The sequence below is a fragment of the Vibrio sp. A1-1 genome (assembly GCF_021728175.1).
GTDB lineage: Bacteria > Pseudomonadota > Gammaproteobacteria > Enterobacterales > Vibrionaceae > Vibrio > Vibrio diabolicus.
On sequence record NZ_JAKKCL010000001.1, the window covers coordinates 731,457 to 745,960 of the forward strand.

Genomic DNA, 14,504 nt, shown 5'->3' on the forward strand with positions numbered 1-14,504 from the left:
GAGTATAGCGAATTGCGCCCATAAAAAAAGCACCTCGTTTGAGGTGCTTTTTAATTGTGCAGTTAAACTTATGCAGGCTCTTGGAAGATCACTTCATCCGCTTTCTTGGTGTACTGATCCATTTTATGGAAGTTCAAGTAGCGGTAAGTATCTGTAGCGGTTGCATCAATTTGCTTCGCATACTCCAAGTACTCTTCTTTAGTTGGAATCTTACCAAGGATTGCACCTACGGCAGCTAGTTCCGCAGACGACAGGTAAACATTCGCACCAGTACCTAGACGGTTCGGGAAGTTACGCGTTGAGGTCGACATCACTGTTGATTTGTCTGCAACACGCGCTTGGTTACCCATACACAGTGAACATCCTGGTGTTTCGATTCGAACCCCAGCACGGCCAAAGATACCGTAATAACCTTCTTCCGTTAGCTGATCCTTATCCATCTTCGTTGGCGGAGCGATCCATAGGCGAGTTGCAAGCTGTCCATTGAACTTATCTAGCAGCTTACCAGCAGCGCGGAAGTGACCGATGTTCGTCATACAAGAACCGATGAACACTTCATCAATCGCTGTGCCTTGTACTTCAGACAACAAGCGAGCGTCATCCGGATCATTCGGTGCACATAGTACTGGCTCGTTGATTTCAGCCATATCGATTTCAATCACATGTGCATATTCAGCGTCTTTATCCGCTTGCATCAGCTCAGGATTTGCTAGCCACTCTTCCATCGCTGTAATACGACGTTCGATAGTACGGCGGTCACCGTAACCTTCAGAGATCATCCACTTCAGCATTACAATGTTAGAGTTTAGGTACTCTTCGATCGACTCTTGCGACAGTTTCACAGTACAACCTGCCGCAGAACGCTCAGCAGAAGCATCAGAAAGCTCAAATGCTTGCTCAACTGTTAGCGTTTCTAGGCCTTCAATCTCAAGGATACGGCCAGAGAATTCGTTGATCTTGCCCGCTTTTTCTACCGTTAGTAGACCTTGCTGAATCGCGTAGTAAGGGATGGCATGAACAAGGTCACGTAGTGTGATACCCGGTTGCATTTCACCTTTAAAGCGAACCAAGATTGACTCAGGCATATCTAGTGGCATAACGCCTGTCGCAGCAGCAAAGGCAACCAACCCCGAACCTGCTGGGAATGAAATACCTAGCGGGAAACGAGTATGTGAGTCACCACCCGTACCGACTGTATCCGGCAGTAGCATACGGTTTAGCCATGAGTGGATAATACCGTCACCCGGGCGAAGAGATACACCACCGCGGTTCATGATAAAGTCCGGAAGTGTGTGGTGCGTGTTAACGTCTACTGGTTTTGGATACGCAGAGGTGTGACAGAAAGACTGCATAACCAGATCAGCAGAGAAGCCCAAACACGCCAAGTCTTTAAGTTCATCACGAGTCATAGGGCCGGTAGTATCTTGCGAACCTACTGTCGTCATCTTCGGTTCACAGTAGGTACCAGGGCGAATGCCTTCTACGCCACACGCTTTACCAACCATTTTCTGTGCAAGAGTGTAACCCTTGCCAGAATCTGCGATTTCACCAGGTTTACGGAATACATCCGAAGGCTCAAGACCTAGCGATTGACGCGCTTTGTCTGTCAAACCACGACCGATGATCAATGGGATACGACCGCCAGCACGAACTTCATCAATCAGTACTTCCGTTTTCAGCGAGAACTCAGCTAAAACTTCACCTGTTTCGTGATTACAAACTTTACCTTCATATGGGTAAACATCGATAACATCGCCCATGTTGAGCTTAGTCACGTCGACTTCGATTGGTAGTGCGCCCGCATCTTCCATTGTGTTGAAGAAGATAGGTGCAATTTTACCACCAAGCACATAACCACCAGCACGTTTGTTTGGAACGTAAGGGATATCATCTCCCATGAACCAAAGTACTGAGTTGGTTGCAGATTTACGTGAAGAACCAGTACCAACAACATCACCAACGTAAACCAATTGGTGACCTTTTTCTTTCAATTCTTCAATTTGCTTGATCGGACCAATATTGCCCGGTTGATCAGGATTGATGCCTTCACGCTCGTTCTTCAGCATCGCAAGTGCGTGCACTGGGATATCAGGACGAGACCAAGCATCAGGTGCAGGTGAAAGGTCATCCGTGTTCGTTTCACCTGTTACTTTAAATACAGTTAGAGTGACTTTTTCTTCAAGCTTAGGCTTAGAAAGGAACCACTCAGCATCAGCCCATGACTGAAGTACTTTCTGTGCATGCGCATTGCCTGCTTTTGCTTTCTCTTCTACATCATAGAAAGCATCAAACATCAGAAGTGTATGAGACAGTGCTTCTACAGCAATCTCTGCCAGTGCTTCGTCATCAAGTAGCTCAACTAGCGGCTCGATGTTGTAACCACCTTGCATAGTGCCTAGCAGTTCAGCCGCTTTTTCACGACTCACTAATGGTGATTTAACTTCACCTTTTGCTACTGCTGTTAGGAAACCCGCTTTAACATAAGCGGCTTCATCTACACCTGGTGGGATGCGGTTTTCAAGTAGGTCAAGAATGAACTCTTCTTCACCTTGCGGGGGATTTTTCAGAAGTTCTACAAGTCCAGCAACTTGTTCTGCGTCTAGCGGTTTAGGAACAACTCCTTCAGCAGCACGCTCTTCGACGTGTTTACGGTAGGCTTCAAGCACGACTTTTTCCTCTCATTGCGGTTCCTCCTCTATTATTACTATTGTTAAAGTAAAGGAGTGAACATCCTTGGAAACTTGGCTCTCCATTGCCCTTGTTTTCATTCAATTATGATTGAGAAACAGCGCCGTAGAGGCCAAACTGTGGGCAAAATAATAGCAAATTTAACCTTAAATTAAAATCTTATCATTTTGACCAACATAGCAACTTACGACTAAAGTTCTGCTAGTTTTGACCAAATATGCCAAGTTTTTGCTTTCTTATACCCGGTTAATTAAACGACGTTCCTACGATCAAATACACAGCATCCATATCCTGCTCAGTACGACCATAAGCCAACATAATTGGCCCGATTGGTGAGTCAACACCAAAGAAAATAGAGCCAGCATTGTAAAGTGGCGCTTCATTCAGCTTCAGATCATTATCTGACCAAACTCCACCGTATTCCACTGATGCACCGAGGTAGACTGGCGCTTCAAATAGTCCAAAGTCATTGTCGAACCATTTGTATCGGTACACCAAGCTACTAAAAAACAGGTTCTGTCCAATCAAGCTATTTCTTGGGATGCCAGATAGGTTTAAAAAGCCGCCTAACTCTCTCGGATCAAGTGGAACCGATGAATTTTTACTTTCTACAAAGCTATATTCTGCATGTCCGACTAAAGTATGACGCTGATGACTGACCGCACCTTTGAATCGCGCGGAGATTTCATACACAGTATCTTCAATCATCTTTTCCGTGTCGAGCAGAGTGATGCCTTCCGGACTCTTGTCATGAGATACGAAATATTCAAGATCGACCAGCAGTCCGCGAGTAGGAAATGCAAAATCATCAAGCGTATCGAGTCGATAGCTCGCAAATATACCTTTGCGCTCGAAGTCTAGCTGCCCTGCCGAGGCCAAGGTAGACAGCTCAATATCTCCTGTAGAGTAACGAGCACCAAGGCGCAACTCTTGCCATAACGTAGGTTGAATGCCAATCGCCAGTTCTGAAGCAAAGTCATTATAGGAAACGGGTAAGAAGTCGTTAACTGAGCTGAGGTCCGGGTTTTCAAACTCGCTAAAAGGTAAGTTTCTATCTTCACTGCTGTATCCAACACGGCCAGCAACAAAAAGCGTTTGGCTAGATAAAACAGGCGAATACAACTCAGCTTCTATCAGCTTATCCGTGCCCATTTCTACGTTGAACGCCAACTCTGCACCATGCGAGTTTAAATTAGTAAAATTGGTCGACATACCGATGCCGTATTGGCTATCCGTATCGAAGTCATCTTCAAGGAAAAATCGAAAGTTAACGTAATTCGGCCCCCACGACTTTTCGTTAACATCAAAAACCAACAATGTCTTACCATCAACATCTTCAAAGTGGTAAGTGATTAACTCAAAACGATCCAACGCATAGAGATTTTCAACGGCTTTTTCTATTTCAGCCGTTGGAATACGACGACCTGTTTTCAATTGGATACGGTTGGTAAGTAATACATCACTGTAGTGGGTGTTATTCACTATCACAATGTCATCAACAATGCGTTTATCACCGTAAACCAGCGTCTTACGTACCTCTTGCTTGTGATCAATGTACTTTTGGTATTCTGCGTTCGATAAACTTAGACCAAGCAGCTTATCTTCAAGCTGCTTGGTAATATCGTAGCCCGCTTGAAAAGCCCAAGGCATTTTGTCGAACTCGACCGTTTCCATGGTGCCTACATTGGGACGAATATAAATATCTTGTGGTTCAAGCTCGTCCACTTGCTGTTGCGTACTGCGACGAACTAGGTAATTAGAAAGTTGATCCGCTACAGTAAACAGCCCGGTAAACTCATCTTCGGTTTTGTAGTCGGTGCTAATATCAACAGCAATAACAACATCAGCCCCCATGGCGCGAGCCACATCGACAGGCATGTTATTGACCACGCCGCCATCGACAAGCATATGGCCATTGAGCTTATAGGGAGGAAGCGCTCCTGGTACAGACATGCTAGCCATCATGGCGTCCACAAGGTAGCCATTGCCAAGAACCACTTCCTCCAGCGCAAGAATATCTGTCGCCACAGAGCGATAAGGAATGGCAAGATCATCAAAAGAATCGAATCGCCCTAAGTTCCCTGTAGTCTCACGCAATACGCGCAACATGTTCTGGCCTTGCACGACACCCGTTGGGGCACGAACCTCACCAAATCTTAAGCCGAGGTCAGTGTTAATTTGATAGCGGTCTTCATACTCTTTATCACGAACTCGGCGTTGACTACGGTCGACACGATCTCGATAACCACTGCTCCAATCGACGGTGTAGATAAAACTTTCAATTTCATCAGCGCTCATCCCCGTTGCATAGAGGCCACCAACATAAGCGCCCATACTGGTGCCCGTTACGATATCGACCGGGATCTGCATCTCTTCTAACGCTTTGAGGACGCCGATATGCGCAGCGCCTTTTGCTCCGCCACCGGCGAGCACAACTGCCACCTTTGGACGAGGCTCCACGTCATCCGTTTTTGCTAGAGAGTTGGCGAGGGAAACTGAAGGAGTGGTGATCAAAAAGGCACTAACCCAAAGCGCGAAATGGCGAGTCGACGGGCTTGATAACAGCTTTTTGAACATTCACTTCTTCCTTTGTTGAATTTCTTATCAAGTAGGGCGTGCTAGCAGCACCGCACTAACACGCCCTAATATGTACTAAGAATTGACCAGAGAGACAAGCTAATGTTGTTGATTTGGCGATGCTACCAATCAAATAAGCTGTTAAGCCAGTTTGATTTCTTCTCACACTGCTGCTTTATTTGACCCGTTTTATCCCAAACTGGCAGTTTATAATCACTACGACAGTTCATTTCTAAACCACCATCTGATGTCGGCTTAAATCCTAACGTGGTGATCTCTCTTGGCCATGGAAGCTCTAAACGCTCAGGAATGCGTTGCTTCAAATACTCTGCGTACACTCGTAATGCACCGCTCGATCCCGTTAGATGAACCGGTTTGTTATCGTCGCGGCCTAGCCAAATTGTCGTCACTTCACGGCCATCAACACCAACAAACCAGCTATCGCGGTTATCGTTACTGGTACCCGTTTTTCCTGCCAGTGCAGCCCAACCAAACTGGCTTTGTAAGAAGCGGCCTGTACCTTGAGCAACCCCCTGTTTCATCGCGTAGGTCGTTAGCCATGCTGCTTGCTCATCCACGGCTCTTGATGAACGAGGCAAGGATTGATACAGCACATTACCTTCCATATCCATCACTGAACGCAGAGCGGTCAGTTTCGCACGTTTGCCTGAGTTCGTCAGTGTCTGATACATCTGCGCGACTTCAAACGGCGTCAAAGAAAACGAGCCCAAAAACATCGAAGGCACTGGGCGGATTTCGTCTTTGTTGACGCCCAAACGTTCTAAAGTATCGGATACTTCGGGGATACCAAGCGCCATGCCTAAGCGCACGGTTGGCACGTTGAGCGACTTCGCTAAAGCAATATAAAGTGGCACATCACCACGGTATTTTCGGTCGTAGTTGCGCGGTGTCCATACATTACCTTTACTGCTTTTCAGGCTTAGCGGCGTGTCGTGCAGCGTCGTGCCTAGGTTATATTTTTCCGGTTGTTCTAGAGCCGTCAAGTAAATCGCTGGTTTAACTAAAGAACCAATTGGACGACTGGCATTGAGCGCGCGGTTAAAACCTTCATAACCAACACGTTTACCGCCAACCATGGCACGGATTTCACCACTATGACGATCAACCGCGACTGCAGCGGCTTCTAATTCTTTACCGCCTCGTTTAGCTAGCTCCGGGATCTTTTTCGCGATGGCTTGCTCCATTTTGCTTTGCGATACCGGATCCAGAGACGTAAACACGCGCAGTCCGGTTTCCGCTTTAAATCGCTCCCCCACTTTTTCTTTCAATTCAATGCTCAATTGCTGGAAATAAGCGGGCTGACGGCTCGCGATACGTGGTTTGCTCTGCGTATCAAGCGAACGACTGACGGCTTGCTCATACTGCTCTGAAGTCAGCATGTTTTGCTGCATCAACAAACGTAATACAAGATCGCGGCGCTCTTTCGTGCGCTCGGGGTAACGAATTGGGTTGTAGTAAGACGGTCCTTTTACCATCCCAACTAACATCGCCAGTTGATCGATTCGCAGCTCTTGGATCGGTTGTCCAAAGTAATAACGCGATGCCAAGCCAAACCCGTGGATCGCTTCACCACCACTTTGCCCTAGATACACTTCGTTAAGGTAGGCTTCCAAAATACGATCTTTGCTGTAACGGTAATCCAAAATTAACGCAATATACGCTTCTCTAACTTTGCGCCACAGCGTCTTATCACGGGTCAAAAACAGGTTTTTCGCCAACTGCTGAGTTAGCGTACTACCGCCTTGAACAGTACGACCCGCTTTAATGTTTGCAACCATTGCTCGTGCAATCGCGAGTGGAGACACCCCATCGTGTTGATAAAAATCCCGGTCTTCGGTCGCAAGCAGTGCATCAACTAAAATTTCTGGGAACTGATCACGACGCAAGAACAGACGCTGCTCATCTTGATCTTTCTCCAGCATACCCAACATCTTAGGCTCTAAGCGTAAGTAACCAAGATCGCCTCGGGACTCTAAAGACTGAATACGCTGTAAGCCAGAATCTGAAAAATGGAGCATCACGTGACGATCCGGTTCAGGACCATCGGCAAATTCAAATGGACGACGGATCAGCTCAATACGAGTGGAAGAAGAAGAGTATTCACCAGGATAGCGAGGCTGACTTACCTTACGGTAATTCAGTACATCCAGCTCGTTACGAAGTTCTTGAATGGTGATATTTTCACCCGGATTTAAGTTCAAGATGCGAGCATAAACCACCGTTGGCAGTTCAAACAGCTGGCCTTCAAAGCGCTCTTTCACAACACTATCTAAATAAATACCCACAAACAGCAAAACAGCGGCAAGCGCAACACCGGCTTTCCAGCTAAATGACCACAAAACTTTCAGCCACGAACGTTTCTCGTTAGCCGGCTTTTTACTCGGTGTGCGTCGAGTCTGTTTTGTCGTTCCTTTATTGGTTGTACTTTTCTTCGCTGGCGCTTTTTTCGCGCTAGGCTTCTTGCTGTTAGTCATTATTCAATTGTCTTTTTGTTTTCGTAGTTGCTACATGATTGGCAGGGTCATCTGGCCAAACGTGTTTTGGGTAGCGCCCTTTCATCTCTTTTTGAACGTCTTTATAGCTTCCGTTCCAGAAAGCCGCCAAGTCAGACGTCACTTGCAGCGGACGTTGTGCCGGCGAAAGCAGTTCAAGCACCAAACGCTTACGACCAAGTGCTACCGTAGGAGAGCCACTCTCACCAAATACCTCTTGCATACGCACCGATAGTTTCGGCTCATGGCCATACTGGTAACGGATACGCTTCTTTGAACCTGTCGGCAGTTGGTAATGCTCTGGTAACCATTCATCCAGCTGTTGATTGAGTGGCCAACCTAATCGAGCGTTCAGCGCTTCGACCAAGTTTATCTTGCTCAAATCGTTAACCGAACTGACGGACGTCATGTACGGCTCTAACCACTCTTCTAATGAATCCAACAAACTGGCTTCATCAAACATTGGCCATGATTGCTCGGGTAACCATTCCACCGCACAACGAATCCGAGCCAACAAGCTCTCCGCTGCCGGTGTCCAGTTTAGACTCTGTAAGCCCTGGCGGCGGACATACGTGAGTAAAGCTTGTGTCATTTTTTCTTTGCCAGGGCTTGGCAAAGGCTCGCGTTCAACCACCAGCTGACCGAGTTTTGTTTGTCTCTCAGCCATTAGACGCCCTCTTTTTTCATCCCAGTCTACAACTTCTTCAGACGAAAATAGCGCTTCAAAGGTCGCTCGCAATATATTGACATCCAATTCACATGCCGAATGAATTTGACTGGAGTTAGAATGAGAACGCATTAAGTCAACGGCAACCAAATACTCACAGCCACCTAGCATGTCTTCCTGACGACATTCTGCACCATGACCATTAGCCAAAGTAAATCGCCCAAATTGATTTGTGCGCTGCTGCGCAATGCGATCTGGAAATGCCAAACTTAACACCAGCGGTAATGCCTCTTCATCCACGCCTTTCAGGTCAAATACCGTATCTAATTTGTACGCCAGAGATTGAGCACGCTTGAACAACATCGACTTTTTTGGATGAGTACCAACAAGCCAACGATGCAAACTATGAGCGATATTGGTGACGTTTCTTTCTGGCTCTTCAATCAGTGCGACCGCCGCCAAAGCAGCATTTAACATCTTATCACTGTAAGATTGCGCTTTAATTAGCATCGCAGCCGCACGAGGCTCAACGCCTAGTTCATGCGCCTGTTTTCCTTCGGACGTTAATTGCCCTTTTTCCGTCAGTAGTCCCAATGACACCAATAGCTGCTTCGCTTGTTCCAATGACGCATTAGCGGGAACATCAAGCCACTTGAGATCGTTGATATCACTCGCTCCCCAAAATGCGAGCTCCATAACTAAACTAGCCAAATCGGAATGCAAAATTTCGGGCTGGGGAACCAGAGGTTGCTGCTTGAACTGACTTTCAGAATAGAGGCGAACGCAAATGCCCTCTTCTATTCGTCCCGCTCGTCCTGCACGCTGAATCGCTGAAGACTGTGCAATGCGTGTTTGCTCTAAGCGTGTTAAACCGTTTTTCAAATCAAACCGGGCAATACGCTCTAACCCAGAATCAACCACAAGGCGAATGCCTTCAATCGTCAGTGAAGTTTCTGCGATGTTGGTCGCGAGTACGACTTTACGCTTGCCGTGTTCTGCCGGCGTGATGGCTTTTTGTTGCTCAGTAAAGCTCAGTTGCCCATAAAGCGGACACACTTCAATATCATCCGCCAAATGAGATAAACGTTCTTCGACTTGTTTAATGGCCCCAACGCCCGGTAGGAAAGCCAACAAAGAGCCGGACTCTTTGTTCATAAGACTTTCTATTGTTTTTGCCATACTCGTAGGTAAATGATCATTCACACCTAACGGTTGGTAACGCATTTCTACGTCGAAACTGCGTCCTTCTGATTCAATGTAACTGGCTTCCGGCAACAACGACTGTAAGGCTTGTTGATCAAGCGTTGCCGACATTACCACCAGCTTGAGATCGTCTCGCAATGCCTCTTGAACCTCTAAACTGAATGCCAAAGCGGTATCGGCATGAATGCTGCGTTCATGAAACTCATCAAAGATCAGCAGATCAACACCATCCAGTTCAGGGTCAGTTTGAATCATCCTAGTCATGATCCCTTCAGTCACGATCTCCAACTGCGTTGCAGAACTTACCTTTGCCTCGCCACGAACTCGATAACCCACGCGTTGACCAACTTGTTCTCCCAATTGCTCAGCAAGATAACGGGCAATGTTACGCGCCGCGAGTCGTCTTGGTTCGAGCATGATGATTTTTCCAACAACCGAATGGTTTAAGAGGAGCTGTAAAGGGAAGTAGGTCGACTTACCGGCACCAGGCGCCGCTTTTAAGATCACTTGATGTTGATTTTTGACCGCCGTCAGCAACTCAGGCATCACGGCTTCAATCGGCAATTGTGACAAAGGAAATACCTTATGGTGTAATGGTGGCAACATTGTACATAAAAAAATTTTTGTCTAAATAAGCAAATGCATTTCACACCCGCTTTAGAGTCCGCCACTCTACTCAAACGCTATAAACGCTTTCTTGCCGATATCGAACTCGATACCGGTGAAATTCGTACTATCCACTGCGCAAACACTGGCGCTATGACAGGTTGTGCGACACCGGGAAACAAAGTTTGGTATTCCACTTCCGACAACCCGAAACGAAAATATCCCAATAGTTGGGAGTTGAGTGAAACAGAACAAGGCCACCGTATTTGTATCAATACCGCGCGCGCCAACCAACTGGCCGTTGAGGCTATTGAAAATAATGTCATTTCAGAGCTTTGTGGTTATGACACACTTCAAACTGAGGTGAAATACGGTAATGAAAATAGCCGAATTGATATCTTGCTCAGCGCAGACAACAAGCCAAAGTGCTATATAGAAGTGAAAAGCGTCACTCTTCTTGATGAGACCGACTCTACTGGACAAGGATACTTCCCAGATGCGGTCACGACTCGGGGACAAAAGCACCTGAGAGAGCTCACAGAAATGGCACAAAATGGAAGTAGAGCCATACTTTTATTCACTGTTTTACATTCAGGTATTGAAAAAGTATCCGCGGCGCACCATATAGACGCGAAATATTCACTATTACTCAAACAAGCACAAGACGCTGGAGTGGAAGTTCTCTGCTACAAAGCTGAACTGAGCGATACTGGAATGAAGCTGATTTCCGCTATTGATTTTATCAATTAAGAGAAAAAATGATGTCGTCTTCACATTGACGATAACTTTGCGATTCAGTATTTGCTTGCACCGCCTCTTTTTGCTATAGATACCCGCCTTAAATTGACTGCGTAGCAGTTGACTAGGTGTAAGTAGGAGATGCTGTATGCCAGAATCAAAGAAGAAAACGATAGGCATCCTAGCCATTGCCGGCGTGGAGCCATATCAGGAAAAACCTGGTGAAGAGTACATGTCACCAGAGCAGGTTGAACACTTTACGAAAATCTTAACAGCTTGGCGCGACCAGCTGAGAGCTGAAGTGGATCGTACCGTTCACCACATGCAGGACGAAGCAGCAAACTTCCCAGATCCAGTTGACCGCGCCTCTCAAGAGGAAGAGTTCAGCCTAGAACTGCGTAACCGCGACCGCGAACGCCGTTTGATCAAGAAGATTGAAAAGACTTTGGATAAAATCAAAGAAGACGATTTTGGCTTCTGTGAGTCTTGTGGCGTAGAGATTGGCGTTCGCCGTCTTGAAGCACGTCCAACCGCTGACCTATGTATTGACTGTAAAACACTTGCAGAAATCAAAGAGAAGCAAATGCAAGGTTAATCAACCAAGCATTATGATTATTGAAGGGAGCTCAGGCTCCCTTTTTGTTTTGACTACCTTTGCATCCCATTTGTTTACTAAATTCGAGATACACGCATGACACGCTATGTAGGTCGATTCGCCCCATCTCCTTCTGGTCCTTTACATTTTGGTTCACTGATTGCCGCTCTTGGCAGCTATTTTCAAGCGAAAGCACACAACGGAACCTGGTTAGTACGTATTGAGGACTTGGACCCACCAAGAGAAATGCCAGGTGCGGCGCAACTTATCCTAGATGCGCTCAAAGCCTATCAGCTGCATTGGGATGGAGAGGTGGTATACCAGAGTGAACGTCATGACCTTTACCAAGCCCAAATAAACACATGGCTCGAAAATGGTGAGGCCTATTATTGCCAATGTACTCGAAAGCAAATTAAAGAGCATGGCGGGTTTTATCCTGGCACTTGCCGCGATAAAAACTTGAAAGACGGCGCGATTCGCCTAAAAATGACCAAGCCTGTCGCTCATTTCTTCGATCAGAAGCGTGGAACAATTAAAATTCCAGAGCAACTCGTTAATGAAGATTTCATTATTAAACGTCGAGATGGATTATTTGCTTATAATCTTGCGGTAGTATTGGACGACATCGACCAAGGCGTCACCGAAGTCGTGCGTGGTGCAGACTTAATCGAGCCAACAGGGCGTCAAATCAGTCTGTACCAGATACTTGGGCAGCCTGAAGTCAGCTACTTGCATTTACCATTGGCGATGGACAACAACGGCAATAAACTGTCGAAACAAAATCACGCGACGGCTATTGATATAGAGACACCAAAGCCTACTCTATTACGCGCCATGACATTTTTGGGCTTCGAGATACCTGAAGCCATAAAAGCGGCCAACATAGAAGAGATTCTTCGTTGGGGCTGCGAAAACTGGCGCTTGGAACAGCTTCCAACAGAGATCGAGATCACAGCGTGATTCTCAAATGGCATTGTGTAGGCTATCATTAGCCGCAAATTAGGCCCTAGAGGCGCAAAAACTAACCAAAGCAAGATTGGACTAAACCCAGTTATTGCCAGATGCACATGAATACAAACGACTATACACCAAGCGAACCTGCCACTATTCCAGAGCTCGCTCTCAATGTAATAACTCGTGAAGAGCACAACATTTCGCGTAAGCAGATCAGTGATAATGCACTGAAGGTACTGTACCGCCTAAATGGTGCTGGTTTCGATGCTTTTCTTGTGGGTGGCGGGGTTCGAGACTTACTGCTTGGACAGAAACCAAAAGATTTTGACATTGCGACCAACGCAACGCCGGAACAGATCAAACAGCTATTTCGTAACTGCCGTTTGATTGGTCGCCGCTTCCGCTTGGCTCACATTATGTTTGGCCGAGATATCATTGAAGTAGCGACATTCCGCGGTCACCACCAAGAGCAAAAGAATAAGAGCATCTCTCAGCAATCGAAAGAAGGAATGCTGCTGCGTGACAATGTCTACGGCACCATCGATGAAGATGCTGAGCGCCGTGATTTCACGATTAACTCGATGTACTACAACATCGCGGATTACTCGATTCACGACTACGCACGTGGTATTGAGGATTTAGAAGATCGCCTCATTCGACTGATTGGCGATCCAGAAACACGCTACCGTGAAGATCCAGTACGTATGTTGCGTGCAGTTCGCTTCGCGGTAAAACTGGACTTTGATATTGAAGAAGACACCGCGGCGCCAATCGAACACATGGCACCGTTGCTCGGTGACATTCCGTCAGCGCGTCTTTTTGAAGAGTCACTCAAGTTATTGCAATCCGGTCATGGCTTAGAAACCTACCACCTACTGCGTGAGTACAACCTATTCCAGCAACTATTCCCGACGATTGCAGCGCACTTTACAGAAGATTACTCCTCTCACACTGAGCAGATGTTGGATCTCGTGTTGGATTCTACTGACATGCGCATCGAAGATGGGAAACGCATCAATCCAGCATTTATGTTTGCTGCAATGCTGTGGTACCCACTGTGTGCGAAAGCCGATGAGCTGATGGAAGAGCGCAACCTAGGCCATTACGACGCCATTATGGAAGCGAGTAACATCATTCTTGATGAACAAGTTCGTACAATTGCCATTCCAAGACGCCATACCGCAACCATTCGCGAGATTTGGCAGCTGCAGCTTCGTCTTCCACGACGCAACGGTAAACGTGCATTCCGCCTGATGGAGCTCAATAAATTTAGAGCTGGCTTTGATTTTCTTGAAATGCGCGGTGAAATTGAAGGTGGTGATACTCAGAAGCTTGCCAAGTGGTGGGAAACTTTTCAAAATGCAGGCCGAGAAATGCGTCAAGCAATGGCTGCCGACCTAGACGGTCAATCACCGAAGAGTGGTCAGCGCCGCCGTAAAACCTATCGCAAGAAAAAGAGTAAGCCTAAGTCATGATCACAGCGTACATTGCGGTAGGCAGTAACTTGGCTGATCCTGTCAGCCAAGCGAAACAAGCGATTGAAGCGTTAAAAACGCTGCCTAAATCAGAATTTGTTCAGGCTTCTTCGCTATACAGCAGCACGCCAATGGGACCACAAAACCAACCGGATTACATCAATGCGGTTGTGTCGATTAACACCAGTTTGACGCCTCTTGAGTTGCTCGATTGCACACAAGCCATTGAGCAAGAACAAGGGCGTGTCCGTAAAGACGAACGTTGGGGACCAAGAACCTTGGACCTCGACATTGTTCTTTATGGCAATGAGGTGATTAATTCCGAGAGGCTGATCGTTCCTCATTATGGAATGAAAGAGCGTGAATTCGTACTCTACCCTCTTGCGGAAATTGCACCAAGTTTACAACTCCCCGATGGGACCGAGGTATCTAAACTACTGGAACAAGTAGATAGAAACGGCCTCAGTATCTGGCAGTCATAGCCAACT

At 46.7% G+C, this 14,504-nt stretch carries 9 protein-coding genes; 5 read left to right on the forward strand and 4 right to left on the reverse strand.

Annotation, left to right across the window (positions count from 1 at the left end):
• Positions 1-68: 68 nt before the first annotated feature.
• The 4 genes from acnB to hrpB all read right to left on the reverse strand — a co-directional run bounded on the left by acnB (position 69) and on the right by hrpB (position 10,221).
• Positions 69-2,666: a bifunctional aconitate hydratase 2/2-methylisocitrate dehydratase gene (gene acnB, locus L3V30_RS03345; protein WP_012841427.1), complete on the reverse strand. Its 2,598-nt coding sequence runs from the start codon at positions 2,664-2,666 to the stop codon at positions 69-71.
• Positions 2,667-2,934: 268 nt separating this feature from the next.
• On the reverse strand, positions 2,935-5,265 hold the full coding sequence (locus L3V30_RS03350) for a patatin-like phospholipase family protein (RefSeq protein ID WP_109169475.1): 2,331 nt from the start codon (positions 5,263-5,265) through the stop codon (positions 2,935-2,937).
• A 122-nt stretch (positions 5,266-5,387) separates the two neighbouring features.
• Entirely contained in the window at positions 5,388-7,760 is a 2,373-nt protein-coding gene (gene mrcB / locus L3V30_RS03355) for a penicillin-binding protein 1B (RefSeq protein ID WP_176320173.1), read from the reverse strand.
• Positions 7,753-10,221 carry an ATP-dependent helicase HrpB gene (gene hrpB, locus L3V30_RS03360; RefSeq protein WP_237308313.1) on the reverse strand — a complete coding sequence of 823 codons (2,469 nt, stop codon included), beginning with the start codon at positions 10,219-10,221 and terminating at the stop codon, positions 7,753-7,755. Before hrpB ends, mrcB begins: the two co-directional genes overlap by 8 nt.
• 66 nt (positions 10,222-10,287) lie before the next feature.
• Between hrpB and sfsA the strand changes: the two genes are divergently transcribed.
• The 5 genes from sfsA to folK all read left to right on the forward strand — a co-directional run bounded on the left by sfsA (position 10,288) and on the right by folK (position 14,498).
• Positions 10,288-11,004: a DNA/RNA nuclease SfsA gene (gene sfsA, locus L3V30_RS03365; RefSeq protein ID WP_182032763.1), complete on the forward strand. Its 717-nt coding sequence runs from the start codon at positions 10,288-10,290 to the stop codon at positions 11,002-11,004.
• A 136-nt stretch (positions 11,005-11,140) separates the two neighbouring features.
• Positions 11,141-11,587, forward strand: coding sequence for an RNA polymerase-binding protein DksA (gene dksA, locus L3V30_RS03370; protein ID WP_005386584.1), 447 nt, complete (start codon positions 11,141-11,143; stop codon positions 11,585-11,587).
• 96 nt (positions 11,588-11,683) lie between these two features.
• On the forward strand, positions 11,684-12,547 hold the full coding sequence (gene gluQRS / locus L3V30_RS03375; RefSeq protein ID WP_114323613.1) for a tRNA glutamyl-Q(34) synthetase GluQRS: 864 nt from the start codon (positions 11,684-11,686) through the stop codon (positions 12,545-12,547).
• Between the two features lie 101 nt (positions 12,548-12,648).
• Positions 12,649-14,016, forward strand: coding sequence for a polynucleotide adenylyltransferase PcnB (gene pcnB / locus L3V30_RS03380; RefSeq protein ID WP_046875073.1), 1,368 nt, complete (start codon positions 12,649-12,651; stop codon positions 14,014-14,016).
• Complete coding sequence (gene folK, locus L3V30_RS03385; RefSeq protein ID WP_005396720.1) at positions 14,013-14,498, forward strand: 2-amino-4-hydroxy-6-hydroxymethyldihydropteridine diphosphokinase; 486 nt, start codon at positions 14,013-14,015, stop codon at positions 14,496-14,498. The genes pcnB and folK overlap by 4 nt, the downstream gene beginning before the upstream one ends.
• Positions 14,499-14,504: the final 6 nt, after the last annotated feature.